A 25,237-nucleotide genomic window follows, 5' to 3' on the forward strand; every position below is an offset into this window, starting at 1 on the left:
CAAGCCGCAACACTGCGCCCCCACTAAATTATCGCCATCTTGGCAGCACGCCTGCCCCCGCCTATAAGCCGCTCATCACGCAAGCCAAAGGGACATGTCCATGCGTCGCGCCGAGATCAGCCGCAAGACGGCAGAAACAGATATCACCGTCGAGATTAATCTTGATGGTACAGGGTCTTATGACAACCAGACAGGTGTTGGTTTCTTCGACCACATGCTTGACCAATTGGCGCGGCATTCGCTGATCGATACGACCATCCGCGCCAGCGGCGATCTGCATATCGATGATCACCACACCGTCGAGGATGTGGGCATTGCCCTTGGCCAAGCCCTCACAGCAGCTCTTGGCGACAAACGTGGTATCCGTCGCTATGGCGCCTGCCTTTTGCCAATGGATGACGCCCTTGTGCGTGCCGCGCTCGACCTGAGCGCGCGGCCCTATCTTGTGTGGACCTTGGACATGCCAACCGCCAAAATCGGCACATTCGATACCGAATTGGTGCGCGAGTTCTTCCAAGCATTCGCCACGCATGGCGGGATCACCCTGCATGTGGATCAGCTCCATGGCCTTAACAGCCACCATATTGCCGAGGCCGCCTTCAAAGCGGTTGCGCGCGCGCTGCGCGAGGCGGTCGAGACCGACCCCCGCAAGGCCGATGCCGTGCCCTCCACCAAGGGTAGCTTATAGGCGATGACCACTGTTCTCGTCGATTATGACAGCGGCAATCTCCATTCGGCGGAGAAGGCTTTCCAACGCATGGCGCGCGAGGGCGGGCATGATCAGGTGATCGTGTCCAACCGCCCCGAAGATGTGGCGCGCGCCAGCCGTGTTGTTTTGCCGGGCGATGGGGCTTTCCCTGCCTGCAGGCGCGGCTTGCAAAACATCGACGGGCTAGAAGAGGCCTTGGTCGAGGCTGTCGAGACGCGCGGCATTCCCTTTCTAGGGATTTGCGTGGGCATGCAAATGCTGACCAGTTGGGGCCGCGAATATGAGGATGTGGCAGGCTTTGGCTGGGTCGCGGGCGAAGTGGTGCAGATCACGCCCTCGGATGCGGGCCTCAAAGTCCCACATATGGGGTGGAATGATCTTGTGATCGACCAGCCCCACCCGCTGCTAGACGGGATCGAAACAGGCGATCACGCCTATTTCGTGCATTCCTACCATATGAAGGTCACGGACCCCGCCGAACTTTTGGCCCATGTCGATTATGGCGGCGATGTCACCGCGATTGTCGGGCGCGGCAATGTGGTGGGCACCCAGTTCCACCCCGAAAAGAGCCAAAGCGCAGGACTGCGCCTGATTGCCAATTTCCTGAACTGGGCACCTTGAGGCGCAAGGGCTTTACTGACGCGTCCAGCGCCCGCCTTCACGGCAGATCGCCCCGCCCATAACACAGCCTGAGACGGCAAGCGTGTCGCCCTCAAGTTGCAACCGAGAGCGGTATTCCTGATCACGGTCAGGCGAATAGATGCGCCCCCGATATTCGCCACCCCCTTGCGGGCGGGTCTCCCAAATGATCTGCCGCCCGAGATTATCCGTCTCCACCGACGCACCCGAGGCATCAAAGGCCTGCACCAAGGTGCCGCATAGGGCCGCGCCACACACCTGCACATCAACAAGTCCGGAATTGCCATTATCGTCAGGGGCGGTGCGCCATGTGCCGATCAGGTCTTCGGCCATCGCGGCACTTCCCAGACCGATGGCCAAGCTGGCCAGAACAAATACCTTCATCTCTCTCCCTTTCCGAAGCTTCCCTCAAATTTCTGACGGGTTTTTCACCAATCTGGCAAGGATTACGTAGCTGCACCTTGCCCGCCGCGCGGGGTTGGGCCAAAAGGCGCGCAAGCCAAGCGATTGTTGAAAGGTGCGCCCCATGATCCTCTACCCCGCGATTGACCTCAAAGACGGGCAGGCCGTGCGCCTTTACAAAGGCGAGATGGATCAGGCGACAGTCTTCAGCGACAACCCCGCAGCACAGGCCAAAGCCTTTGAGGATGCAGGATGCGAATGGTTGCATCTGGTCGATCTTAACGGCGCTTTCGCGGGCGAGCCTGTCAATGGGGCCGCCGTCGAGGCGATCTTGGCCGATACAAATGTGCCAGCCCAATTGGGCGGCGGCATCCGTGATATGGCCACCATCGAGGCATGGATCGAAAAAGGCATCGCACGCGTGATCCTTGGCACCGTTGCCGTGGAAAACCCCGATCTCGTGCGTCAGGCCGCCCGCGCCTTCCCAGGCAAAGTAGCCGTCGGCTTGGATGCGCGTGAAGGCCGTGTGGCCACCCGTGGGTGGGCCGAGGAAACCGATCTGATGGTCACTGATCTGGCCAAAAGCTTTGAAGACGCGGGCGTGGCGGCCATCATCTATACCGATATCAACCGCGATGGGGCGATGCAGGGCCCCAATATCGAGGCGACCGAGGCTTTGGCCCGCGCCACCTCGATCCCAGTGATTGCATCGGGCGGTGTCTCTTCCATGAAAGACCTGATCGCGCTGCGCGACACGGCCGTGATCGCGGGCGCAATTTCGGGTCGTGCGCTTTATGACGGCGCGCTTGATCTGGGCGAGGCTTTGGCAGCCCTTAAGGGCTGAAGCGCCCGCGCCTTAGATCGAGCCTGCCTCGACCATGTAATTGCAGGCCGTGCACATTTTGGCATCGTCCGAGGCCAGAAACAGCACCATCCGCGCCACATAGACGGGATCAATCAGATCAGGCAGGCATTGCCTGTTGCGATGCGCCTCAAGGCTTTCGGGCGTGGCCCATAGCTCTTTCTGGCGGTCGGTCATGATCCAGCCCGGAACGACAGTATTGACGCGAATGCGGTCCCGCCCCAAATCACGCGCCATTGTGCGCGTCAGGCCATGCACCGCTGCCTTGGCCGTGGCATAGGCAGGGAAACCGCCCCCCGCCTCCCACCAAGAATTCGAGCCCATATTGATGATCGAGCCACCCCCCTTGCCCGCCATTCCAGGCGCAAGGGCTTGGATCGCGAAAAACATATGGCGCAGATTGGTGTGCTGGCGTTCATCCCAATAGTCAGCCGTGACCTCTTTCCAGTCATGACGATCATCACGGGCGGCGTTGTTCACAAGCACATCTGCCGCGCCCATCTCCTGCTCCAGCGCGGCCAAGGCGCGGCGCAGATCATCGATATCGCGTAGATCGGCACGCGCAAAGCTGACATCACCCTCGGTCTCTTCGATCAGGCGAAATGAGGTTTCCTCGTCAATATCGACAAAGCCCACATGCGCGCCCTGCTCGGCAAAGGCGCGCACCATCTCGGCCCCGATACCTGAGGCACCACCAGAAATGAAAACAGCCTTCCCCTTGAGGCTGGGATAGATTGCAAAACTCATCTGCGTCCTTCCGTTTTGAGTGTGAACCTTTCATAAGGACAGCGTAAGGACAACTTGTTCTGGCGGGTTTGCCCGCTTATGGAAGGCCCCATGCTAAAGACACGCATCATCCCCTGCCTTGATGTCGCCGAAGGGCGCACTGTCAAAGGCGTGAATTTCGTCGATCTGATCGATGCAGGCGACCCTGTGGAGCAGGCCCGCGCCTATGACGCAGCGGGCGCGGATGAATTGTGCTTTCTGGATATCAAGGCCACCCATGAAAACCGTGGCACGATGTATGATCTGGCCACCCGCACCGCCGAGCAATGCTTCATGCCGCTGACCATTGGCGGGGGCGTGCGCAGTGTTGAGGATGTGCGCAACCTGCTGCTGGCTGGCGCTGATAAGGTCAGTTTCAACTCGGCCGCAGTGGCCGACCCCGATGTGGTGGCGCGCGCGGCTGATAAATTCGGCAGCCAATGCATTGTCGTGGCGATTGATGCAAAAACCGTATCCCCCGGCAAATGGGAGATTTTTACCCATGGCGGGCGCAAGGCCACAGGTATTGATGCGGTTGAGTTTGCCAAGCTGATGGTCTCCAAGGGCGCGGGCGAGATCCTGCTGACCTCGATGGATCGCGATGGCACGAAATCGGGCTTCAACCTTCCGCTGACCCGCGCGGTCTCGGATGCGGTGCATGTGCCCGTGATCGCCTCGGGCGGTGTCGGCACGCTGGACCATCTGGTGGAAGGCGTGACCGAGGGCCATGCAAGCGCCGTGCTGGCGGCCTCCATCTTCCATTTCGGCACCTATACAATCGGCGAGGCCAAAGCCCATATGGCCGCCGCTGGCATCCCCGTGAGGCTGACATGAGTGACACCCTTTCCCGCCTTTTCGCAACCATCCACGCGCGCAAATCTGCTGACCCCGATAGCTCATGGACGGCCAAGCTCCTGTCCAAGGGCCCTGAAAAATGCGCCGAAAAATTCGGTGAGGAAGCGGTTGAGGCCATCATCGAAGCTGTCAAAGGCGACCAAGCCGCACTGACATCGGAAGCGGCGGATGTGATCTATCACTTAGCGGTCATGCTGGCGGCGCGTGATGTCCCGCTTGAGGACGTCTTGGCAGAGCTGGAGCGGCGCGAAGGCACCAGCGGGCTTGAGGAAAAAGCCAGCCGTTGATCACAGCTTTGAGCTGATGATGCCCGTATTGAACCCGCCCATCCGCAATTCACCGAACAGGCGTTGATATTCGATCTTGGGGCAGCGGTTCTGGATCACGATCAGCCCTTCGGCCTCGGCCTTTGCGGCCGCCTCGGCATGCATCACCCCGATCTGCATCCAGATCACTTTGGGCCGGATCGGCATGGCGAGCGCTTCCTCCACGATTTCAGGCACAGCCTCGGATTTGCGGAAGATATCGACAACCCCCACAGCTGTGGTGATCTCGGACAGGCCTGCCAGCACCGTCTCACCGAACAGCGATGTGCCCGCCTGAACAGGATTGACCGGAATAACCCGATAGCCCTTCAGCTTGAGATAACGGCCCACATAATGGCTTGGCCTGACCGGATTCGGCGACACGCCCACACAGGCGAAAACCTTGTTTTCACGCAGGACTTTTCGAAGCAAATCATCTGAAGGTGTCTCGGTCATGCAATTGGGTTAGCATATTAAAAAGGCGCCCGCAGCGGAAATCCGGCGGGCGCAAGTTGCGGAACGAGGGACAGTAATGGACACTGGGAGTTCCGGTCACCAGCGCCTGTGAAAAACATATGTCGGCCTTTACGTTTTGGAAGGCCGTGATGCCGCAGATGTGATCAGCCCAAGATCGCAGGCCAATTGGCCAGTCCTGCGGCGATATTTTCATCAATATCGCGCAACCAGCGCCGCCGAACACGGATCGAGGCATTCAGATAGAGCCGACCTTCATGGATCGTCCACGCCTCGGGAATTGTGGGGGCAAGATAGCCACGCGAGGCCGCAAAAGCACAATATCCGCCAAATACGGGGGCATAGGCCTCGGGATCGGCGGCAAAGGCATCGCGATTGGCCTCGGTGGCAAATTGCCAGCGCGCGCCGTTCCAATCATGGGTGATCGACGCCATCCCCGCGACGGGGCCATTGCCCTCGAAATAAGCCACGACATCACTGCCATCGATGGCAATGCCACCTTCCTGATAAACCATCGGCTCGGCCGCCATAGCGGGCCGTGCGGCAAGCCAAACAGCGGCGGGGGCAGCAGCAACAAGGCCAAGGGCCATTCTTCGGGATAGATCGGGCATTGCATCCTCCTATAAGCGACGAGAGCACAAATAGGCCCTAGCCCGCCCTGCCGCGAGAGGCCTGACGCAGACGTGAAAACCTGTAATGAAGGGATGTCAGTCGAGAATATCTTCGATCACATCAAAGGCCTCGCCCAAAGCCTCGCGCCAGAAACTCTTGCGGCGCTTTTTCTTTTTGGGGCGCTTATATTCCTCATCCGGCACCCAGCTTGCCCGCGAGGCAGGCGCTGGCCGTGACGGTTTGGGGGCGGGCTTGCTGCTGCAGCGATCCAGCTTGACGGGCTTCATCTCGTGCAGCGGTGCCCCGCAGGAGCCACAGGCCAGTTCATGCCCACCACGCGCAGTCAGTTGCAGCAGGCTGCGTGCGCCACAATAGCAGCAAGTGGCGATTTTGTTTTGATGCTTCATGAAACCCTCGCTAGCGACGTGTCACTGCATATAGGGAGACTGCCGCCGCATTCGAGACATTGAGCGAGCCAAATTCGCCTGCATAGGGAATTTTTACCAGATGGTGGCATAGCTCACGGGTACGCTCGCGCATGCCTGGCCCTTCGGCCCCCAGCACAAGTGCAACGGGGTGTTCATGCAACCCTGCCGCCATCGTGTCGATCTCATCCTCGCCAAGCCCGTCAAGGCCCAGAATGGTATAGCCCATGTCGCGCAGCTCTTGCATCGCATTGCCGAGGTTCTGAACGCGAAGATAGGGCTGACGCTCCAATGCGCCCGAGGCGGTTTTGGCCAAGGCCCCTGTCTCAGGCGCGGAATGGCGATGGGGGGCGATAACCGCGCGCGCGCCAAAAACTTCGGCCGAGCGCAGGATCGCCCCGACATTATGGGGGTCGGTCACACGGTCGAGCAATAACAGACGCGGCGCGCCTGATCCGGGCTCGGCCACATCCTTGAGACGGCCCCAATCCAGCGGCTTGACCTCAAGCGCTGCGCCCTGATGGACAGAGCCTGCATCCAGCGGTGCCGTGAATTTGCGCGGATCAACAATCTCGGGCTCCATGCCGCTTTGGGCAATCGCCTCGGCCAGCTTATCGGAGGCGTTCTTTGTCACCACCAAATTCAGTTTTTCGCGGGCGGGATTAACCAAAGCATCGCGCACTGCATGAAGGCCGAACAGCCACACGGTTTCCGCCGCTGCCGCCTTGCGAACGCGTTCTTTTTCAACCACCCATGTCGGTTTCTTTACCATGGCCGGACCATGCGCAGCGATTGGCAGAAAGTTCAAGATGCGAGCGCATCATGCGAGTTTGATCGCAGGTGAAAAACACAAGCTTTTGCTCTTGACCACCTGACCTATGCCAGCTATCCCGCCCGCCAGTGGGCGACAGGCCGCAAGGTGTGGCAGGGGACTGTAACTCCCTCGCGGAGACGCACGCCTGGTTCGATTCCAGGGTCGCCCACCACTTCTCAACTCAGGATAATATAAGCGCCTATCGCGCCTGCGCGGGCTGCTCGATTATGATCGAAGCCTCTCTAACGCTTTGGTTCAAAACCGTTTTCGCATTTGCAAGGTCATTGCCCTCTGCGCGGGCCTCGGCGGCGGCTTGGCTCAACCCGTAATGCAGCCAACGCGCGACAAGGCGGCGCTTCAACTCGATCAGCGGCACGGATAGAAAGACCGTCTGGTCCCAAAGCGGGGCAAGCGCGCGCCACGGGTCGCGATCCAGAAGCAGATAATTGCCCTCAACCACAACCGTGTCATGATCAGGCGTAATCACCCCCGCGCCCGCGACCGCACAATCAAGGCTGCGGTCAAAAAGCGGGAAGACAACCTCCTCCTCCTCAGTGAGAGCCTGCACCATTTTGACGAAGCCCTTGGCATCAAAGGTTTCAGGCGCCCCTTTACGCCCCAAAAGGCCGCGTGGCTCAAGAATGCGATTGTCCAGATGAAAGCCATCCATCGGCACCAGAACCGCGCGCGCACCTGCCGCGTTGAGCTGTGCGACCACGGCCTCGGCCAGCGTGGATTTCCCGCTGGCAGGCGGTCCCGCAAGGGCGATCAGCCGCCTGCGGCCCTTGGGCGTCACCGCAAGGCTGGCGCGCGCTAGGCGCTCAGGGGCATCGAGCAGATCAGGCGCAGTCAAAACATGCCTCATTCAGTTTCAGGGCCAATCTATAGCAAAGCCTGCCCGACCAATCGCGGCAAGTCCTCAAATTGCGAGAACCGCGCGACACAGGTGAGGCTCTCTGCGGGCACATGTAGATAGCCCTGCATATAGAGCAAAAACGGCACCCCCGCAGCCAATGCGGTTGCCGCATCAATATCGCTATCCCCGACATAGAGCGCGGGCCCCTCGCCCAAGCCTTCCAATGCCGCCCGAAGCGGTGCGGGGTCAGGTTTGCGCACTGGCAGGCTGTCGCCGCCGATCACGCAGTCAAAATATTGTACAAGATCGAGATGGGCCAAGATCACCCGCGCTGGGGCAATCGGCTTATTGGTGCAAATTGCAAGGCGATGGCCCGCCTCACGCAGACGGGTCAGGGCCACGCGAACCCCGTCATAGAGCTCGGTCAGGTCAACCGCGCTCTCGTAGCCCGCCAAAAACCCGTTTAGAAATTCGGGTAAGGCGGCAGCATCAATCCCGCGTGCCGCCCCCATACGTTCCACAAAAACGGGCGCGCCCGAGCCGATGAAACTGCGCGTTTCCTCCAAGCTCAATGGGGTAACACCACGGCTCTCAAGCACCGAATTCATGGTCGCGCGGATATCAGGCGCGCTGTCGATCAATGTGCCATCAAGATCAAAAGCGATACGTGCCATGCGTTCTCCAATATCGTGCGCGTGCTTGAACAGTAGAGGATCATTTTGCGCTGTCGAGACGAGAATTACCAATCCATCTCTTGGCCTTCCCCCCTTTGATCAGCTAAGAATATCCCTTGCAGGCATAGGGGCTTACAGGCAGGCATGGCGCAGAAAAAATCAAATAAATTCAATGTCTTTATTATCGGGCAGCATGGCCGCCTATCCTATGAAGCCGCGTTGTTTGCAGCGTCATTTCGGCATTTCAACCCGAATTTCCCCGGCAAGCTCTATCTGGGGCAACCGCAATTCACCCATCGCTGGCAGAAAAACCCGATTATTCAGGATAAAGAAATCCTCGCCCTTCTGGAGCGTTTGGAGGTGGAGATCCTGCCTTTCGAGAATGCCTATTTTGGCGAAGATTACCCCTATGGAAACAAGATCGAGGGCCTGAGCGCTTTGCCCGAGGGCGAACCCTTTGTCTTTTTTGACACCGATACGCTTGTTATGGGCGATCTGACCGAGGTGCCCTTTGATTTCGAGCGCCCCTCCGCCTCGCTGAAAGTGGAAGGGACATGGCCCACCATCGAGCTTTACGGGCCGGGATATGCCGCCACGTGGAAATCGCTTTATGATAAATTCGACCTCGATTTCGACAGCACGCTGGATCTGTCCCAACCCGATGAATACTGGCGGCGCTATCTCTATTTCAACGCAGGCTTCTTTTACTACAAAGACCCGAAAACCTTCGGTCAGCGCTTTTTGCATTACGCGCGCACCATCCGTGACAACGGCCCGCGCGAGATTGAATGCCAAAACCTAAACCCATGGCTGGATCAGGTGGCCCTGCCCTTGGTGATCCATTCCTTCGGCGGCGGGCGGGACGCGCTTGAGGCAGGCTGGCTTGATGGCAAAACCACATGCCATTACCGCCTTTTGCCACTGCTTTATGCGCGGGAAAAACAGCGCGTCGTGGATGTTCTGGAGGAGGTGACCTCGCCCAATTGGGTGAAGAAGGTCCTGAAGAATTACGACCCGATGAAGCGGATGATCTATCAGGGCAAAGGGGCCAAGGCGCGCGCCCTGTTTGATCAGGACAATCTGCCAAGGCGCGAGCAAGCGATCCGCAACAAGCTCAAACGCGAGAACCTCTGGCTGCGATAGCCGCGCAGCATTTCCGCATAAAAAAGCCCGCTAATCGATGGTTGCGGGCTTTTTCTAAACTTGACTTGAGGCGGCTCAGCCTGCGCTGGCAGGCTCTTCCTTCTTGCGATCAGAATAGATCATCAAAGGCTGCGCATCGGATGTGACGGCTTCCTCATTGACGACAACCTCTTCGACGCCCTCGGTGCCGGGCAATTCGAACATGGTTTCCAGCAGGATATCTTCCATGATCGAGCGCAGACCGCGCGCGCCCGTCTTACGCTCAATCGCGCGTTTGGCGATTGCGGTTAGCGCGTCATCCGTGAATTTCAGCTTCACATCTTCCAGTTCGAACAAGCGCTGATATTGCTTGACCAGCGCGTTTTTGGGCTGGGTTAGAATGATCACAAGCGCATCTTCATCCAGATCGGTCAAAGTCGCGATCACGGGCAAACGGCCCACAAATTCGGGGATAAGGCCGAATTTCAGCAGGTCTTCAGGCTCAAGCTCATTGAACATTTCGCCAACGCCGCGGCTGTCATTATCTTTGACATCTGCCCCGAACCCGATGGCCGAGCCCTTGCCGCGCTGCGCGATGATCTTTTCCAGACCCGCGAACGCACCGCCACAGATGAACAGAATATTGGTCGTGTCCACTTGCAGGAATTCCTGCTGCGGATGCTTGCGGCCACCTTGCGGAGGAACGGAGGCCACAGTGCCTTCCATGATCTTAAGGAGCGCTTGCTGCACCCCCTCGCCCGAGACGTCACGGGTGATAGAAGGGTTGTCAGATTTGCGCGTGATCTTATCAACCTCGTCAATATAGACGATGCCGCGCTGCGCGCGATCAACATTGTATTCGCTGGCCTGAAGCAGCTTGAGAATGATGTTCTCAACATCCTCACCGACATAACCCGCCTCAGTCAGCGTGGTCGCATCGGCCATGGTGAAGGGCACATCCAGAATCCGCGCCAGCGTTTGCGCCAGCAGCGTCTTACCGCAGCCTGTCGGGCCGATCAGCATAATGTTGGATTTGGCCAATTCGATATCGGATTTATCGGAATTGTTCAGACGTTTGTAATGGTTATGCACCGCTACGGAGAGCACGCGCTTGGCATGCTGCTGGCCGATTACATAATCATCTAGAACCTGACAAATCTCGCGCGGGCTTGGGACACCATCGGTTGCTTTCAGCCCCGAGGATTTCGTTTCCTCGCGGATAATATCCATGCACAACTCGACACATTCATCACAGATGAACACAGTCGGTCCGGCGATAAGTTTGCGGACCTCATGCTGGCTCTTGCCGCAAAAGGAGCAGTAGAGCGTGTTTTTCGAGTCGCCGCTGGTTGATTTTGCCATCGTCTCTTTACCTTTTCAGGCCCACGAAACGCGGAGCCCTGACCCTAGAGGCCTATCTGTGGTCGTTCCCCGCAGCCTAAAACAGCGAAACTACGACCACAATGTCAAATCGTCAGGGCACGAGCGGTTGATCGCCTGCGCTCGCTCGCGCCCTTCAGGATTTATTTTGCGTCTTCAGCCGCCGCACGGCTTTCAACGATCTCGTCGATATGGCCCCAAGCAAGCGCCTCTTCGGGGTTCATCCAAGTATCACGGTCCAGAGCGCGCTGGATCGTGTCGTAATCCTGGCCTGTATGTTTGACATACAGCTTGTAAAGCCGCTCACGGGTGGCTTCGATGGATTTGGCGCTGATCAGGATGTCAGACGCCGTGCCGCGCGCGCCGCCCGAAGGCTGGTGCACAAGGAATTCCGCATTTGGCAGCGCAAAACGCATGCCCTTTTCGCCGCCAACAGCAATCACCGAGCCCATGGAGGCGGCCATGCCACACACAAGCGTGGACACTTTCGGGCGGATATATTGCATCGTGTCATAGATGCTCATACCCGCAACCACACTGCCGCCAGGCGAGTTGATATACATCGAAATCTCTTTCGACGGGTTCTCGGCCTCGAGGTGCAAAAGCTGTGCCACGATCAGGCTGGACATACCGTCATGCACGGGGCCATTCACGAAAATGATCCGCTCTTTCAACAAGCGCGAGAAGATATCATAGGCGCGCTCGCCGCGGCTGGTTTGCTCAACCACCATAGGAACAAGGTTGTTCGTGAAATAATCGATAGGGTCGTGCATGGGCCTGCCTCGGTCAATGAATTCGTCGGTTACCTAGAGTCTTAGTGCTGCATCTTGGGGGCTGCAAGGGCAGGACCGGTTGAAAACGCGCCTTCCCGCAATAGCCTTGTCATCGTGAACGACAGATTAACAGGACAGCCCCAATGACATTCCCCCCCGAGCGCGCCGCCGCATTGGCGCATTTGCGCGATTTTCTACCTCATGCGGGGTCCGATTATGCGCGGCTCAGAAATTATGATCTGCCCGAGCAAAACCACCCCCATGTCTCGCGGCTATCCCCCTATTTGCGCCACCGCGTGATCACGGAACAAGAAGTGGTTGAGGCCACTCTTGCCCGCTTCTCTCTGAAAACAAGTGAGAAATTCATTCAAGAAGTGTTCTGGCGGACCTATTGGAAAGGTTGGCTGGAAATGCGCCCCAGCGTTTGGGCCGATTACCGCCGCGCCTTGGATGGGCAATTAGCCGCAATCAACGACCAGACCGCGGCCAGCCTTGCGCGCGCCGAAAACGGCGAAACAGGCATCGCCCCCTTTGATGCGTGGATGCTGGAATTGCGCGAAACGGGCTATCTTCACAATCACGCGCGCATGTGGTTCGCCTCGATCTGGATCTTCACATTGCGCCTGCCATGGGAAATCGGCGCGGATGTGTTCTTGCGGTATTTGATCGATGGGGACCCTGCCTCCAACACTTTGGGGTGGCGTTGGGTCGCGGGGTTGCAAACCAAGGGCAAACACTATCTCGCGCGGCCTTCAAATATCGAGACATATACAAAAGGGCGCTTTAACCCCGCAGGCCAATTGACCACAGATGCCGCCCCGCTCAGCGGTCCTGACGCGCCTGCGCGCAGCCCCCTGCCCGAGACCACGCCGCCTGACCCCACGTTAAAAACTGTGATCCTTCTGACCGAAGAGGACCTTTCGCCAAGCTTCCTGTTGGACAGCGTGCCAAGCCCCATGGCCCATGCCGCCCTTTTGTCAGATGAGGGCCGCTCCCCCCGCGAGGTCGCCGCGCATGTCACCCAGTTCAGCACGCAAGCGGCGCAGGATACGCGGCAAAGATGGGGCGCGCGCATGGGCCAAGACGGCCCGTTGAGCAGGTCCCTCACCGAGATCGCGGATTGGGTGCGCGGCAGCGGGGCCGAGCAAATCGTGACTGCTTATGCCCCTGTTGGCCCTGCCGCCTCGGCCTTGCGGAAGCTTGCAAAGCTCCTCCAAGACGATGGTATCGCGCTGCACCAAATCCGCCGCGATTGGGACAGCGCCGCTTGGCCCCATGCCACGCATGGGTTTTTCCGCTTCAAGGAGGCGATCCCCGATCTGGTCGCCCGCCTCTAGGCGCGATGCCTGTCAACTACAGCTTTGGAAGGACTGCGCCATATTGCGGATCAATTGAGGGTAGAGCGCAGGCCCCAAATCAAGCGTGCTGCCCAAAGGATCGATCACGGCTGTACCAGCCTCGGTGCCCTCGGTCACGGTCGCCACGATACGCGGGTCGAATTGCGGCTCGGCAAAGACGCATGTGCCCCCCAATTCCGTGATCCGCGCCCGCACCTCGGCAACCCGTCCGGCTGAGGGCGCGCTAGCATCCGGCACAGAAATCGCCCCCAAAGGCGCGAAACCAAACCGCGTTTCGAAATATTGATATGCATCATGGAACACCACAAACCCCGCAGGCGGGTTGGCCGAGATTGAGGCATTCAGATCAGCGGTCAGGCTGCCCAGTTCGGCCACCAATTCATCGGCATTCGCGCGATAGGTTGAGGCATTTTCGGGGTCGGCCTGCGCAAGCTCCTCGGCAATCGCCCGTGCCCAAGTCGCGGCATTGAGTGGGTCCAGCCATGCATGCGGATCTATGCCCGAATGATCATGGCCTTCGTGATCACCACCATGGGCATCGGCATGATCCTCCTCATGCGCGTCATGGTCTGCATGGTTTGCGTGGCCATCATGGTCATCATGCCCGTCTTCCTCATGGCCGTGTTCGTCATGCTCATCGTGATCGTCATGGTACTCATGCGCATCATGGTCGTCCTCATGATCGTCATGATCATGCGCCTCAAACGTCGCGCCCACTCGGATCGGAAGAAGGAAAGTATCCTCCACCTCCATCAACTCGACTGTTTTGGCCTCAGGGGCCAGTGTGTCCAAAGCCTCACCAAGCCAAGGGGTCAGCCCCTCGCCGACCCAGAACACCAGTTCGGCGTTTTGCAATGCTGACGCCTGTGACGGGCGCAGGGCGAACCCATGCGGGCTGGCCTCTTGCGGCAGGATCAGCTCAGGCGAACCGACCCCGTCCATCACCCGCGCCACCAAGGAATGGACAGGCGCAATATCGGCAACAACATCGGGCATATCGCCAAAGGCAGCGCCTGCAGCGAATACGGTAACAAGAGCGGTGGAGGAGAATCGGATGGACATGCATGCCTCGTTTTATCTAGAACAGGGTGACGGCTTACACATTATGTTATAACATATCAATATCTAAAAATGCGAGATCTCCAAATGACGCAAACCGGTTTTGACAGCCATGACCACAGCCGCTGCATCCATTCCGCCATCGACGCGGCTGAAGCACGCTGCGCCGAGGAAAAGCTGCGCCTGACACCTGTGCGCAAGCGTGTCTTGGAGATTTTGCTTGAGGATCACCGCGCGCAAGGTGCCTATGACATTCTGGCGCGATTGACCGAGGAAGGGCATGGCGCGCAGCCCCCCATCGCGTACCGCGCCCTTGATTTTCTCGTCAGCCACGGCTTTGCGCATCGTATTGAGCAACTCAACGCCTATGTCGCCTGCACCCATGCCCATAGCACGGATCACGCCCCCGCCTTCCTGATCTGTCGGGCCTGTAGCTCGGTGGTTGAGGCTGGCGCGCAAAAGGTCGAAGCGACCATCGGCACGGAGGCAAAGCGGCTTGGTTTCCAGATTGAACGCACCGTGCTGGAAATCGAAGGGGTGTGCCCCCGTTGCATAGAAACGGACAGCCAATGAGCCTGATCGAAACCCAGAACCTGAGCATCGAACAAGGCGGCACGACCGTCCTCAGCCATGTCAATTTCAGCATTGATCGCGGCGAAATCGTTACCATCGTGGGTCCGAACGGCTCGGGCAAGACCAGCTTTCTCAAAGCTCTGATCGGTGCATTGCCCGCCGCCAAAGGCAGCGTCACCCGCAGCCCCGCGCTGCGCATCGGCTATGTGCCTCAAAAACTGCATATCGACCGCACATTGCCCGTAACCGTGGCGCGCTTTTTATCAATGCCCCGCCGCCACCCGGCGTCAGAGATGCGCAAAGCCCTCTCCGAGGCAGGCGTCTCGGAATTGGAAACCCGCCAGATGACCGACCTGTCAGGCGGCCAGTTCCAGCGTGTTTTGCTGGCCCGTGCTATCCTCGACAAACCCGATATCCTGATCCTCGATGAGGCCACGCAAGGCCTCGACCAGCCGGGATCAGCGGCGTTCTATCGCCAGATCGAACAGGTGCGTAACGATCTGGGATGCGCGGTTTTGATGGTCAGCCATGAATTGCATGTGGTGATGAGCGCCTCGGATCGCGTGATCTGCCTCAACGGGCATGTCTGTTGCGAGGGCCGCCCTGAAAATGTGGCCTCGGCCCCAGAATACCGCGCGCTCTTTGGCACGGGAACGCAAGGCGCATTGGCGCTGTACCGCCATGAACATTCCCATAGCCATGACCACAGCCACGACCACGACCACAGCCATGATCATACAGCGCAGGAGACCGCATAATGCTTGATGATTTCCTGATCCGCGCTGCTTTGGCAGGCATTGGTGTTGCACTGGCGGCGGCCCCTTTGGGCTGTTTTCTGGTCTGGCGGCGCATGGCCTATTTCGGCGATGCCACGGCCCATGCCGCCCTGTTGGGGGTCGCTTTGGCCTTTGCCTTTCAAATCTCGATCTTCGCGGGCGTTCTGGCGGTATGTTTTGCCATGGCGCTGGCCGTCTCGGCCCTGTCCGAGCGCGGCTTTGGCATCGATACTTTCCTTGGTGTTCTGGCCCATTCCGCCTTGGCCTTTGGGCTTGTGGCGGTTTCGCTGCTGCAAGGGGTCAGGATCGATCTGCAAGCCTATCTCTTTGGCGATATCCTTGCCGTCAGCCGTGGCGATCTGGCTGTTATCTGGGGGGGTGCGGCCCTTGTTATTGCCCTTCTGGCATCGCGCTGGCAGGCCTTGCTGACGGTCACCCTTTCACCCGAATTGGCCCAAGCGGCGGGCCTGTCGCCAAAACGCGAGCAATTGATCCTCACGCTGGCTTTGGCCGCCGCAGTAGCTGTGGCCATCAAGGTTGTGGGCGCGCTGTTGATCATCGCGCTGATGCTGATCCCCGCCGCCACCGCCCGCCCCTTCGCGGCCTCGCCCGAAAGGATGGTGCTGATCGCCGCTGCAATCGGCGCAGGCTCGGCCATCGCAGGGCTGTGGCTGTCCTTTCTCTATGACACCCCCACAGGCCCCAGCATTGTCTGCGTCGCTGCCACAGCCTTTGCCAGCGCAACCCTGATCGCACGCATCACATCGCGAAACTGACGCTAGGTTTCTATTTCCTTCCGCCCACGCCTCCGCTAGATTGTTATGCAATGTAACAATCTAGGATCGTCGCATGGACCTCAGCTACAGCGCACAGGAAAAAGCGTTCCAAATCGAGATACGCGAATTCCTAGCCGATAACCTGCCGCAGGATCTGGCCGCACGGGTCGCCGCGCGCAAACCGCTCGGGAAACAGGATTACGAGACCTTCCACGCCCTGCTGAATTCCAAAGGCTGGCTGAACGGCCATTGGCCCAAAGCCTTTGGCGGCCAAGGCTGGAACGCGGTCGAACAGCATATTTTCGATGAGGAAAGCTTTGCCGCCAATGCCCCGCGCACCATTCCCTTTGGTCTGCGCATGCTGGCCCCTGTGCTGATGGCCTTCGGCTCGCCCGAGCAGCAAAGCAAATACCTGCCCCGCATTCTAGATGGCACCGATTGGTGGGCGCAGGGCTATTCCGAACCCGGAGCGGGCTCGGACCTCGCCTCGCTCAAAACCCGCGCTGAACGCGATGGCGATGACTATATCATCAATGGTCAGAAAACCTGGACCTCCTATGCCCAATACGCCAATCGCATCTTCTGCCTTGTGCGCACCAATAGTGATGGCAAGCCGCAGGAAGGGATCAGCTTTCTTCTGATGGATCTTGATACCGATGGCATCGAGATCCGCCCGATCCGCACGATTGAGGGCGGCTATGAGGTCAATGAGGTTTTCTTCACAAATGCCCGCGTGCCCGCCAAAAACCTTGTCGGCACCGAAAATGACGGCTGGACCATCGCGAAATACCTGCTGCTGCATGAACGCACCAATATCGCAGGCGTCGGTGACACGATGGATGCGCTCAGCAAGGTCAAATCTCAAGCCGCCGCCATCACCCGCGCAGGCCGCCCCCTGACCCAGAACCCGCATTTTGCCGCACGCCTCGCCCAGATCGAGATTGATCTTGAGGCGATGAAAATCACCAATCTGCGTATGCTCAGCGATGCCCAGAAAAAAGGCGCACCGGGGCCCGAGGCCTCGATGCTCAAGATCAAGGGCACCGTCATCAGGCAAGCGATCAATGATCTGGCACGCCGCGCGCTTGGCCCTGCCGCCGCCCCCTTCCCATCCGAGGAGCTGGAAGGAAATCTGGGCGTCGCCCCTGACGGCCATGCCCATGACGCCGCCGCCTATTTCAACAATCGCAAAATCTCGATCTATGGCGGCTCCAACGAGATCCAACGCAACATTCTCGCCAAGGGCCTGTTCCAGCCATGAATTTCGAAATGACCGATGACCGCCGGATGCTGTCGGACAGCTTAACCCGTTTCCTGTCCGAGCAATATGGCATCGAACACCGCAATAAGGTCGCCTATGCCGCACCTTTCCATGACCCCGCCAAATGGGATGAGATGGTCGAGCTTGGTATTCTCTATGCGCTGGCAAGTGAAGACCAAGGCGGGATGGGAGGCGGTGGCTTTGACATCGCTTGTGTTTTCGAGGCTTTGGGCCAGTATCTCTGCCCCGAACCCGTCCTCGCAAACCTCATGGCGCTCCGCCTTCTGGCCGCCGCGGGCGCTGATCTCGAGCCCATTCTGACTGGCCAGACCCATTATGCTGTGGCCATTGGCGAGACCGACGCCCCCTATGATCTGCAAGACATCCGCTGCGAAGCCAAGGAGGGCCGCCTGACGGGCCGCAAATCCGTGGTTTATGGCGGCTATGATGCCGAACGCTTTCTGGTGGCAGCCAAGCATAATGGCGCACTCGCGCTCTTTGATCTTGCCGCGAGAGACGCCGAGATTGCAGGCTATGGCATGATTGATGGGGGCAATGCCGCAGAAGTCATCTGTGACAATAGCCCCGCCACCCTTTTACTCGAGAGGGCTGAAACAGCCTTCGAGGCGACCCTTGATGCAGGCCGCCTTGCGCTTTGTGCCGAGGCGATTGGCGCGATGGATACCGCCTTTGCCGCTTGCGTGGATTACCTCAAAACGCGCAAACAATTCGGCAAACCGATTGCCAGTTTCCAAGCCCTCCAGCACCGTATGATCGACCTACAGATCGAAATCGAACAAGCCCGCTCCATCACGATCCGCGCGGCCGATGCGCTGGACACGCCCGCAGCGCCGCGCGCGATTGCCATGGCCAAAAACCTGATCGGCCGCGCCGCCCGCCTTGTGGCCGAGGAAACGATCCAACTTCAGGGCGGGATCGGCGTGACATGGGAATATCCGGGCGCGCATTACGCCAAGCGGCTGGTGATGATCGACCATCAATTGGGCGATACCGATTATCACCTCGAACGGGTTATCGCGCTCGCCAGCTAAGGCCATCTTTGCTTAAAAAATACTTCGGGGGTTTGGGGGCAGCGCCCCCTACCCGCCCTTTGGGCGGCAATGGCCTACCCAATAGCCTCCAAGCCCGCTTCGGCATATTGCGGCACCAAAGCCCCCAATTCCAGCGCGCGCTCAGGCTCTGATGCATTGCCCGCCAGCGCGCGCGACTTCACCCCTTGCAGTATCGCGGCCATGCGGAAAAAGCAAAACCCGACATAAAAACCGAACCCCTCGATCCTGTCCAAACCCATCCGCGCGCAATATTGCGCGACAAACTCCTCGTCCGAGGGCAAGCCCTGCGCGGCGCGATCAACGCCCGCCAAGCCCCGCCCCTGCCGCCCGACAGGCATTTGCCATTGCATGATGACGGCGGCCAGATCGGCAAAAGGATGGCCTATCGTGGATAATTCCCAATCCAGCACCGCTTTGATCTCAGCGCTATCTTCCGCGAATAAAAAGTTATCGAGCCGGTAATCCCCATGCACAAGGCTGACGCGCCCGTCATCCTCGGGGCATAGGCGGTCCAGCCGCGCCATCAGCGCATCCATTGCTGCGATCTCGCCTGTCTCACTGGCGCGGTATTGTTTGCTCCAGCGGTCGATCTGGCGGCGATAGTAATTGCCGCGCGGCCCGAAATCGCCAAGCCCGACACCCTCAATATCCACCGAATGGATCGCGGCTAGCACGCGGTTCATCTCGAGATAGACCGCCCCACGCTCGGCCTGCGATAATTCTGGAATACGCGGGTCATCGAAACTGCGGCCCTGCACGTGATCCATCACATAAAAGGCCGAGCCGATCACATCGCTGTCTTCGCAAAGGGCTAGCATATTGGCCACAGGCACCTCGGATCGCGCCAGTGCGCGCTGCACGCGGAATTCCCGCTCAACCGCATGGGCCGATTTCAGCAATTGCCCCGCAGGCTTGCGCCGCAACACATACTCACCCGAGGCCGCCTGCAGCAAAAAAGTGGGGTTGGATTGCCCCCCCTCAAACTTCCGCGCTGTGGCAGGGGCTTGAAACCCCTCCACATGGCGCGTGATCCATGGCAGGGCGCGGGCAAGGTCCAGATCGCTCATTGCGTGCTGTTGGAGTATTTCTTCAACTCCATCCGCGCCACTTGGCGGCGATGAACGGCATCGGGGCCATCGACCATCCGCATGGTGCGCAGATCGGTCCAGAGGGCGGCCAATGGCGTATCCTGACTAAAGCCCGTCGCGCCATGCATCTGGATCGCCTCATCCACAACCGCCAAAGCCATGCGCGGGGCCTGCACCTTGATCATGGAAATCCATGGCTGCGCCGCACGCACCCCGATTGTATCCATCATATAGGCCGCCTTGAGGCATAATAGCCGCGTCGCCTCGATATCCATCCGCGCATTGGCGATGATGTCGTAATTGCCACCCAGTTCCGCCAAAGGCTTACCAAAAGCCTCGCGGCCCAAGGCGCGTTTGCACATCAGTTCAAGCGCATATTCCGCCCGCCCGATCGAGCGCATACAATGATGAATACGACCTGGTCCAAGGCGGTTCTGTGCCACTTCAAAGCCGCGCCCCTCGCCCAGAACAATGCCATCCTCAGGCACGAAAGCATCCGTGAAGCGCACATGCATATGGCCATGCGGCGCGTCATCGGTATGGAAAACCTGCATCGGGCGCAGCAATTCCACCCCTTTGGTATCGGACGGCATCAAAAAGGTCGTGTGGCGCTTGTGTTTCTCGCCCTCGGGGTCTGTGCAGGCCATCACGATGAACAGCGCACAGCGCGGGTCGCCCGCCCCCGTGGCCCAGTATTTCTCACCATTGAGAAGATAGCCCCCCTCAACTGCTTTGGCAGAAAGCGAAATCTGCGTGGCATCCGAGGAAGATTGCGCAGGCTCGGTCATCAGATAGGCCGAGCGCGTCTTGCCCTCCATCAGGTCAGGCAGCCAGCGCGCGCGCTGCGCTTCGGTTGCCAGCCGCTCAAGCACTTCCATATTGCCGGTATCAGGCGCGTTGCAGTTGAAAATCTCGGGGGCCAGCGTGACCGCCCCCATTTCTTCGGCCAGATAGGCATATTCGACCGTGCTCAAGCCATAGCCCTTCTCGCTATCGGTCAGCCAGAAATTGAACAGGCCACGCGCCTTGGCACTGGCCTTCAACCCGTCCAGAATTTCGATCTGGCGCGCGGTCATTTGGAAACGGTCGCCTGAGGGGTGCTTGCCCACCTCGGCATGGAACTCGGCATCCAGCGGTGCGATCTCGTCGCGCACCATAGCGCGGACCTGTTCGACCAGTGGCCGCACCTTATCGGTCATTCCCAAATCCATCGCATCGCTCCCTTGTGATCTGCCTATGCGTGAGGTTAGGCCCGCACCCGTGGCGCGGCAAGTCGCCCGACGTAGCGTCAATTCGCTTGGGTTTGCTCTGCTGATATTGCACAGTTCGTGCAAATGCGATGAAACCGATTCAGGAGGATTTCACGATGCCCGATGGACAAACCCGCCATAGCGGACCTTCCCTTGCCCCTTTCAACTGGGAAGACCCGTTCCAGCTGAACAGCCAGTTGAGCGAAGAAGAACGCATGATCGCCGAGGGCGCGCGCGCCTTTGCGGATGAAAAGCTGATGCCACGCGTGACCGAGGCCTATCTGAATGAAACCGTCTCGCCCGAGATTTTCGCCGAGATGGGCGAGATGGGGCTTTTGGGCGTCACCATCCCCGAGGCCTATGGCGGTTTGGGGGCGGGCTATGTGACCTATGGTCTGGTCGCGCGTGAGGTCGAACGGGTCGATAGCGGATATCGCTCGATGATGAGCGTGCAATCCTCGCTGGTGATGTATCCGATCAATGCCTATGGCTCGGAAGAGCAGCGCCAGAAATACCTGCCCGATTTGGCCGCAGGCACCAAGATCGGCTGTTTCGGCCTGACCGAACCTGATGCGGGTTCAGACCCTGCGGGCATGAAGACCACGGCCAAAAAGACCGATGGCGGCTATGTGCTGAACGGCGCGAAGATGTGGATTTCAAACGCACCAATCGCGGATGTCTTCGTGGTCTGGGCAAAATCCGAAGCCCATGGCGGCAAAATCCGTGGCTTCATCCTTGAGAAAGGCATGAAGGGCCTGTCGGCCCCGAAAATCGGCGGCAAGCTGAGCTTGCGTGCCTCGGTCACGGGCGAGATCGTGATGGAAGGCGTCGAGGTCGGTGAGGACGCGCTCCTGCCAGGTGTTGAAGGGCTCAAAGGGCCGTTTGGCTGTTTGAACCGTGCGCGCTATGGCATCGCATGGGGTGTGATGGGCGCGGCCGAGGATTGCTGGCACCGCGCGCGCTCCTACGGGTTGGACCGCATCCAGTTTGACCGCCCTCTCGCCCAGACCCAGCTTTTCCAGAAGAAGCTGGCCGATATGCAAACCGAGATCGCCCTTGGCCTACAAGGCGCGTTGCGCGCAGGCCGCATGCTGGATGAGGGAAGCTGTGCGCATGAAGTAATCAGCCTGATCAAACGCAACAATTGCGGCAAGGCCCTCGATATGGCGCGCCAAGCCCGCGATATGCATGGCGGCAACGGGATCATGGCGGAATACCATGTGATGCGCCACGCGCAGAACCTTGAAACGGTGAATACCTATGAAGGCACCCATGACGTGCATGCCCTGATCTTGGGCCGTGCGCAGACGGGGCTTCAGGCGTTTTTCTGACAGGCCCAAGCGGCGCGAGCGGCAGTGCAAGATAGACCTGTCTTTACTGGTCTATCTCGTCATGGATGGCGCGGATGTCATCGGGCCATGTCGATTTGATATAGCTCAGCACCGCGATGATATCATCATCACTTAAAATGCCCTCATAGGCTGGCATATTGCTTGGGTAATCGGGATTGTTGATGACGGCGGCAATTCCGTATTTCGTCAGCGCGAAAAGGGCTTCGCTGTCATGATGCCACGTATGGCCGCTTTCATCATGGGGTGGTGCGGGCAAACGCCCATCTGCATCCCGCGCGCGCCAGTCAGGCTGGCCTTCCAGATTTGCACCATGGCAGCTTGCGCAATTTTCATCGTAAATCCGGCTGCCATTTAGAACGATCTGCGGATTATCGACCTCAAGCGTGACGGCCTGAGCGGTGCTGACATGGCCCAAGCCCATTAGGGCCAAGGCGGAGATGGTGACCAAAGCCGCCGTCATATCTATTTTGCGTTTCATGTCCCGTTCCCCCCTCAAAAGGCAAAGCTTACGCTATCCGCAAAGGCAAGGCCTCGCTACGGGCAAAATCATTCAGTATCGTGAAATTGATTGGCTGCGTCTGGGGCGTTGCAGGCTTGGCCGCACTCACGCGCTGAGCCGTGCCACCACGCTATCGGCGGTCACCGCCCCGATCACCTTGCCATCTTCCGCGACGGGCAAAGCACCCTGCCCTTGGGCCAGCCTTGTCATGATCTCGCGCACGGGCATTTCGGCGGGGATCGCCTCGCCTTTGCCTTTGCCAGCCCCCATCACATCGCGCGCACACAGCACGCCGAGCGGGTTCATATTAGCCACGAATTCCGCCACATAATCCGATGCAGGGGCCGAGAAGATATCGCGCGGGGTGCCGCATTGCACGATGCGCCCCCCTTCCATGATGGCGATGCGATTGCCGATCTTGAAGGCCTCATCCAGATCATGGCTCACGAAAACGATGGTGCGTTTGAGGCGGTCTTGCAGCTCAAGCAGCTCATCCTGCAGCTTGGAGCGGATCAAGGGATCAAGCGCCGAGAAGGGCTCGTCCATCAGCAAGATCGGGGCCTCGGTGGCAAAGGCACGGGCCAAGCCCACGCGCTGCTGCATCCCGCCTGACAGCTCGGCCACCTTGCGGTCCGCCCAATCGGACAGGCCCACAAGCTCGAGCTGTTGATCCACCATCTCGCTGCGGGTCTTGGGCGTGGCCCCTGCCAGCTCCAGCCCAAAGCCCACATTCTCGCGGACACTGCGCCATGGCAGAAGGCCGAATTGCTGGAACACCATCGCCACCCGTGTTTGGCGGATATGGCGCAAGGTCTTGGCCGAGGCATGGGTGACATCCACCATCTCGCCTGCAACGTTTACCGCCACATGGCCACGCGCCACAGGGTTCAGCCCGTTTACGGCGCGCAAAAGCGTGGATTTGCCCGAACCCGACAGCCCCATCAGCACAAGGATTTCCCCCTCGGCCACCTCAAGGCTGCAATCATGCACGCCCAAGACGTGGTTTGTTTCTGCCTGAATATCAGCGCGGGTCTTGCCTTGATCGGCCAGTTCCAGCGAGCGCGCGGGATGGTCACCGAACATGATGCAGACCTGCTTGAAGGAAACGGCAGGTTTTGGGGCGGTTTGGGTCATGGGTTTGTCTCGTATTTTAGGACACCCGCCACCCGAGGCGGTTGCCCGTCAGAGGGGTGCGCGCGCCCGTCATGGACGGGAAACTCTGCCAGATCAAAGGGCGAATGTCCCGCAAGGCAGGCAAGGTTCACCCCGAATTGGGTCGGGTTCGAGCGGCGTTGGTGATGGGTGTAAATCCCGCAGGTCTTGCAGAAGTAATGCTTCGCGGTGCCTGTGTTGAAGGTATAGAGCGTCAGGTTATCCTCGCCCGCGAGAAAGGTGATCCCGTCCAGCGACGCGCTGACAGCCACTGCCCCGCGCATGGTGCAAAAGCTGCAATCACAGCGCCGCGCCGAGGCCAGCCCCTCGGGCAAGCTCACGCGGAAGGTCACGCGACCGCAATGGCAACTGGCGTCATGGATTTCAGTCATTATTCACCCTCAGCATGCGGTCGAGCATGATCGCCACAACCACGATGATCAGACCGCTTTCAAAACCAAGACCGGTATTCACGGAATTAAGCGCACGCACGACAGGCACACCCAGCCCCGAGGCCCCCACAAGGGCGGCAATCACCACCATCGAGAGAGACAGCATGATCGTCTGGTTCAGCCCTGCCATGATCTGGGGCAGCGCATAGGGCAGCTCGATCTTCCACAGGGTCTGGCGTGGCGTGGCCCCGAAGGCCTGCGAGGCCTCCAGCAGGGCTTGCGGCGTATTGGAGATGCCCAGATGCGTCAGACGGATCGGCGCGGGCAAAACGAAAATAACAGTCGCGATCAGGCCCGGCACCATGCCGATGCCGAAAAACACGATCGCGGGGATCAGATAGACAAAGGTCGGCAGGGTCTGCATCAGATCAAGCACGGGCCGCATGACCGCATAAAGCTTGGGCCGATGCGCGGCCGCGATCCCGATGGGAACCCCAACCCCCATACAGACAACACAGGCCGATAGAACCAGCGTCAGGCTTTCAGTCGTTTCTTCCCAATAATCCTGATTGAGGATGAACAAGAACCCCAAAGCGATGGTCAGCGGTATCTTCCAGCCCCGCTGGATCAGCCATGTCACAAAGGTAAACAGCGCAATGATCGCAAAGGGATGCAGATCAGGCGCATAGAGATACACCTCCTCATTGCGCGCCACATCGCGGATCCAGCCCGTATTGGGCGGCTCCTGCAAAAAGGCGAGGATCGCATCGATCATATGCTCCAACAAAATGGCAACGGCGTCGAAAAACCACGCGCCATTGCTTTGAAGCCAGTCAAACCCCGCCTCGGCGGCGTCGCCTACGGGGATTTTATTGTCAGTGAGCCAATCAAGCAGGGGTTTACCCTCCGAAAGAAGAAAGCCCCGCAGGCCACTGAACGCGCAGCCTGCGGGGAGAATACA

General features: G+C 59.1%; 30 protein-coding genes and 1 tRNA gene. 14 read left to right on the forward strand and 17 right to left on the reverse strand.

Annotation, left to right across the window (positions count from 1 at the left end; genetic code table 11):
- Positions 1-100 precede the first annotated feature (100 nt).
- A complete protein-coding gene (hisB, locus tag ACTYEO_RS10065; RefSeq protein ID WP_449323651.1) occupies positions 101-688 on the forward strand; it encodes an imidazoleglycerol-phosphate dehydratase HisB in 588 nt (195 codons plus the stop codon).
- Between the two features lie 3 nt (positions 689-691).
- Positions 692-1,330 carry an imidazole glycerol phosphate synthase subunit HisH gene (gene hisH / locus ACTYEO_RS10070; protein ID WP_449323609.1) on the forward strand — a complete coding sequence of 213 codons (639 nt, stop codon included), beginning with the start codon at positions 692-694 and terminating at the stop codon, positions 1,328-1,330.
- 12 nt (positions 1,331-1,342) lie between these two features.
- Here the strand turns inward: hisH and ACTYEO_RS10075 are convergent, their stop codons facing one another.
- Positions 1,343-1,732 (reverse strand): DUF2147 domain-containing protein, encoded by a 390-nt coding sequence (locus ACTYEO_RS10075; RefSeq protein ID WP_449323610.1) that lies wholly within the window; start codon positions 1,730-1,732, stop codon positions 1,343-1,345.
- Positions 1,733-1,874: 142 nt separating this feature from the next.
- On the opposite strand from ACTYEO_RS10075, the gene hisA reads away from it, so the two are divergent.
- Positions 1,875-2,594, forward strand: a complete 720-nt coding sequence (gene hisA, locus ACTYEO_RS10080) for a 1-(5-phosphoribosyl)-5-[(5-phosphoribosylamino)methylideneamino]imidazole-4-carboxamide isomerase (protein WP_449323611.1) — start codon at positions 1,875-1,877, stop codon at positions 2,592-2,594.
- A 12-nt stretch (positions 2,595-2,606) separates the two neighbouring features.
- On the opposite strand, the gene ACTYEO_RS10085 is transcribed toward hisA, so the two are convergent.
- Entirely contained in the window at positions 2,607-3,359 is a 753-nt protein-coding gene (locus ACTYEO_RS10085; RefSeq protein ID WP_449323612.1) for an SDR family NAD(P)-dependent oxidoreductase, read from the reverse strand.
- A 90-nt stretch (positions 3,360-3,449) separates the two neighbouring features.
- On the opposite strand from ACTYEO_RS10085, the gene hisF reads away from it, so the two are divergent.
- Positions 3,450-4,211 (forward strand): imidazole glycerol phosphate synthase subunit HisF, encoded by a 762-nt coding sequence (hisF, locus tag ACTYEO_RS10090; RefSeq protein ID WP_449323613.1) that lies wholly within the window; start codon positions 3,450-3,452, stop codon positions 4,209-4,211.
- Positions 4,208-4,519 (forward strand): phosphoribosyl-ATP diphosphatase, encoded by a 312-nt coding sequence (locus tag ACTYEO_RS10095; protein WP_449323614.1) that lies wholly within the window; start codon positions 4,208-4,210, stop codon positions 4,517-4,519. The genes hisF and ACTYEO_RS10095 overlap by 4 nt, the downstream gene beginning before the upstream one ends.
- On the opposite strand, the gene ACTYEO_RS10100 is transcribed toward ACTYEO_RS10095, so the two are convergent.
- From ACTYEO_RS10100 to rlmB, 4 genes are all read right to left on the reverse strand, one after another.
- Positions 4,520-4,993, reverse strand: coding sequence for a CoA-binding protein (locus ACTYEO_RS10100; RefSeq protein WP_449323615.1), 474 nt, complete (start codon positions 4,991-4,993; stop codon positions 4,520-4,522).
- Positions 4,994-5,157: 164 nt separating this feature from the next.
- Positions 5,158-5,622: a YHS domain-containing (seleno)protein gene (locus ACTYEO_RS10105; protein ID WP_449323616.1), complete on the reverse strand. Its 465-nt coding sequence runs from the start codon at positions 5,620-5,622 to the stop codon at positions 5,158-5,160.
- 96 nt (positions 5,623-5,718) lie between these two features.
- Positions 5,719-6,030: a hypothetical protein gene (locus tag ACTYEO_RS10110; protein WP_449323617.1), complete on the reverse strand. Its 312-nt coding sequence runs from the start codon at positions 6,028-6,030 to the stop codon at positions 5,719-5,721.
- A 10-nt stretch (positions 6,031-6,040) separates the two neighbouring features.
- Positions 6,041-6,820: a 23S rRNA (guanosine(2251)-2'-O)-methyltransferase RlmB gene (gene rlmB / locus ACTYEO_RS10115; protein ID WP_449323618.1), complete on the reverse strand. Its 780-nt coding sequence runs from the start codon at positions 6,818-6,820 to the stop codon at positions 6,041-6,043.
- A 130-nt stretch (positions 6,821-6,950) separates the two neighbouring features.
- Between rlmB and ACTYEO_RS10120 the strand changes: the two genes are divergently transcribed.
- Positions 6,951-7,034 (forward strand) — tRNA-Tyr (locus ACTYEO_RS10120).
- A 27-nt stretch (positions 7,035-7,061) separates the two neighbouring features.
- Here the strand turns inward: ACTYEO_RS10120 and ACTYEO_RS10125 are convergent.
- Positions 7,062-7,727, reverse strand: a complete 666-nt coding sequence (locus tag ACTYEO_RS10125; RefSeq protein WP_449323619.1) for a nucleoside triphosphate hydrolase — start codon at positions 7,725-7,727, stop codon at positions 7,062-7,064.
- 17 nt (positions 7,728-7,744) lie between these two features.
- Complete coding sequence (gph, locus tag ACTYEO_RS10130) at positions 7,745-8,392, reverse strand: phosphoglycolate phosphatase (RefSeq protein WP_449323620.1); 648 nt, start codon at positions 8,390-8,392, stop codon at positions 7,745-7,747.
- A 144-nt stretch (positions 8,393-8,536) separates the two neighbouring features.
- On the opposite strand from gph, the gene ACTYEO_RS10135 reads away from it, so the two are divergent.
- Complete coding sequence (locus tag ACTYEO_RS10135; protein WP_449323621.1) at positions 8,537-9,535, forward strand: hypothetical protein; 999 nt, start codon at positions 8,537-8,539, stop codon at positions 9,533-9,535.
- Between the two features lie 75 nt (positions 9,536-9,610).
- Here the strand turns inward: ACTYEO_RS10135 and clpX are convergent, their stop codons facing one another.
- Positions 9,611-10,876 carry an ATP-dependent Clp protease ATP-binding subunit ClpX gene (gene clpX / locus ACTYEO_RS10140; RefSeq protein WP_449323622.1) on the reverse strand — a complete coding sequence of 422 codons (1,266 nt, stop codon included), beginning with the start codon at positions 10,874-10,876 and terminating at the stop codon, positions 9,611-9,613.
- Between the two features lie 161 nt (positions 10,877-11,037).
- Positions 11,038-11,667: an ATP-dependent Clp protease proteolytic subunit gene (locus tag ACTYEO_RS10145; RefSeq protein ID WP_449323623.1), complete on the reverse strand. Its 630-nt coding sequence runs from the start codon at positions 11,665-11,667 to the stop codon at positions 11,038-11,040.
- 143 nt (positions 11,668-11,810) lie between these two features.
- On the opposite strand from ACTYEO_RS10145, the gene ACTYEO_RS10150 reads away from it, so the two are divergent.
- Positions 11,811-13,004 carry an FAD-binding domain-containing protein gene (locus tag ACTYEO_RS10150; RefSeq protein WP_449323624.1) on the forward strand — a complete coding sequence of 398 codons (1,194 nt, stop codon included), beginning with the start codon at positions 11,811-11,813 and terminating at the stop codon, positions 13,002-13,004.
- A gap of 12 nt (positions 13,005-13,016) precedes the next feature.
- Here ACTYEO_RS10150 and ACTYEO_RS10155 read toward each other — a convergent pair whose 3' ends face one another.
- Positions 13,017-14,087 (reverse strand): zinc ABC transporter substrate-binding protein, encoded by a 1,071-nt coding sequence (locus tag ACTYEO_RS10155; protein ID WP_449323625.1) that lies wholly within the window; start codon positions 14,085-14,087, stop codon positions 13,017-13,019.
- Between the two features lie 84 nt (positions 14,088-14,171).
- On the opposite strand from ACTYEO_RS10155, the gene ACTYEO_RS10160 reads away from it, so the two are divergent.
- The 5 genes from ACTYEO_RS10160 to ACTYEO_RS10180 all read left to right on the forward strand — a co-directional run bounded on the left by ACTYEO_RS10160 (position 14,172) and on the right by ACTYEO_RS10180 (position 18,522).
- Positions 14,172-14,657, forward strand: a complete 486-nt coding sequence (locus ACTYEO_RS10160) for a transcriptional repressor (protein ID WP_449323626.1) — start codon at positions 14,172-14,174, stop codon at positions 14,655-14,657.
- Positions 14,654-15,415 carry a metal ABC transporter ATP-binding protein gene (locus ACTYEO_RS10165; RefSeq protein ID WP_449323627.1) on the forward strand — a complete coding sequence of 254 codons (762 nt, stop codon included), beginning with the start codon at positions 14,654-14,656 and terminating at the stop codon, positions 15,413-15,415. The genes ACTYEO_RS10160 and ACTYEO_RS10165 overlap by 4 nt, the downstream gene beginning before the upstream one ends.
- Positions 15,415-16,209 carry a metal ABC transporter permease gene (locus ACTYEO_RS10170; protein ID WP_449323628.1) on the forward strand — a complete coding sequence of 265 codons (795 nt, stop codon included), beginning with the start codon at positions 15,415-15,417 and terminating at the stop codon, positions 16,207-16,209. The genes ACTYEO_RS10165 and ACTYEO_RS10170 overlap by 1 nt, the downstream gene beginning before the upstream one ends.
- Before the next feature lie 73 nt (positions 16,210-16,282).
- A complete protein-coding gene (locus ACTYEO_RS10175; protein ID WP_449323629.1) occupies positions 16,283-17,470 on the forward strand; it encodes an acyl-CoA dehydrogenase family protein in 1,188 nt (395 codons plus the stop codon).
- Between the two features lie 8 nt (positions 17,471-17,478).
- Positions 17,479-18,522 (forward strand): acyl-CoA dehydrogenase family protein, encoded by a 1,044-nt coding sequence (locus tag ACTYEO_RS10180; RefSeq protein ID WP_449323630.1) that lies wholly within the window; start codon positions 17,479-17,481, stop codon positions 18,520-18,522.
- Positions 18,523-18,596: 74 nt separating this feature from the next.
- Here ACTYEO_RS10180 and ACTYEO_RS10185 read toward each other — a convergent pair whose 3' ends face one another.
- Both ACTYEO_RS10185 and ACTYEO_RS10190 read right to left on the reverse strand, forming a co-directional pair.
- Complete coding sequence (locus tag ACTYEO_RS10185; RefSeq protein ID WP_449323631.1) at positions 18,597-19,610, reverse strand: phosphotransferase family protein; 1,014 nt, start codon at positions 19,608-19,610, stop codon at positions 18,597-18,599.
- Positions 19,607-20,842, reverse strand: a complete 1,236-nt coding sequence (locus tag ACTYEO_RS10190; protein ID WP_449323632.1) for an acyl-CoA dehydrogenase family protein — start codon at positions 20,840-20,842, stop codon at positions 19,607-19,609. The genes ACTYEO_RS10185 and ACTYEO_RS10190 overlap by 4 nt, the downstream gene beginning before the upstream one ends.
- 155 nt (positions 20,843-20,997) lie before the next feature.
- Here ACTYEO_RS10190 and ACTYEO_RS10195 point away from each other — a divergent pair, with 155 nt between their 5' ends.
- Entirely contained in the window at positions 20,998-22,212 is a 1,215-nt protein-coding gene (locus ACTYEO_RS10195) for an acyl-CoA dehydrogenase (RefSeq protein WP_449323633.1), read from the forward strand.
- A gap of 43 nt (positions 22,213-22,255) precedes the next feature.
- On the opposite strand, the gene ACTYEO_RS10200 is transcribed toward ACTYEO_RS10195, so the two are convergent.
- The 4 genes from ACTYEO_RS10200 to choW form a co-directional block, all read right to left on the reverse strand.
- Positions 22,256-22,711, reverse strand: coding sequence for a c-type cytochrome (locus tag ACTYEO_RS10200; RefSeq protein WP_449323634.1), 456 nt, complete (start codon positions 22,709-22,711; stop codon positions 22,256-22,258).
- Between the two features lie 126 nt (positions 22,712-22,837).
- Positions 22,838-23,866, reverse strand: coding sequence for a choline ABC transporter ATP-binding protein (choV, locus tag ACTYEO_RS10205; RefSeq protein WP_449323635.1), 1,029 nt, complete (start codon positions 23,864-23,866; stop codon positions 22,838-22,840).
- Positions 23,863-24,276, reverse strand: coding sequence for a GFA family protein (locus ACTYEO_RS10210; RefSeq protein ID WP_449323636.1), 414 nt, complete (start codon positions 24,274-24,276; stop codon positions 23,863-23,865). The genes choV and ACTYEO_RS10210 overlap by 4 nt, the downstream gene beginning before the upstream one ends.
- A complete protein-coding gene (choW, locus tag ACTYEO_RS10215; protein WP_449323652.1) occupies positions 24,269-25,171 on the reverse strand; it encodes a choline ABC transporter permease subunit in 903 nt (300 codons plus the stop codon). Before choW ends, ACTYEO_RS10210 begins: the two co-directional genes overlap by 8 nt.
- Positions 25,172-25,237: the final 66 nt, after the last annotated feature.

The organism is Rhodophyticola sp. SM2404 (assembly GCF_053570515.1).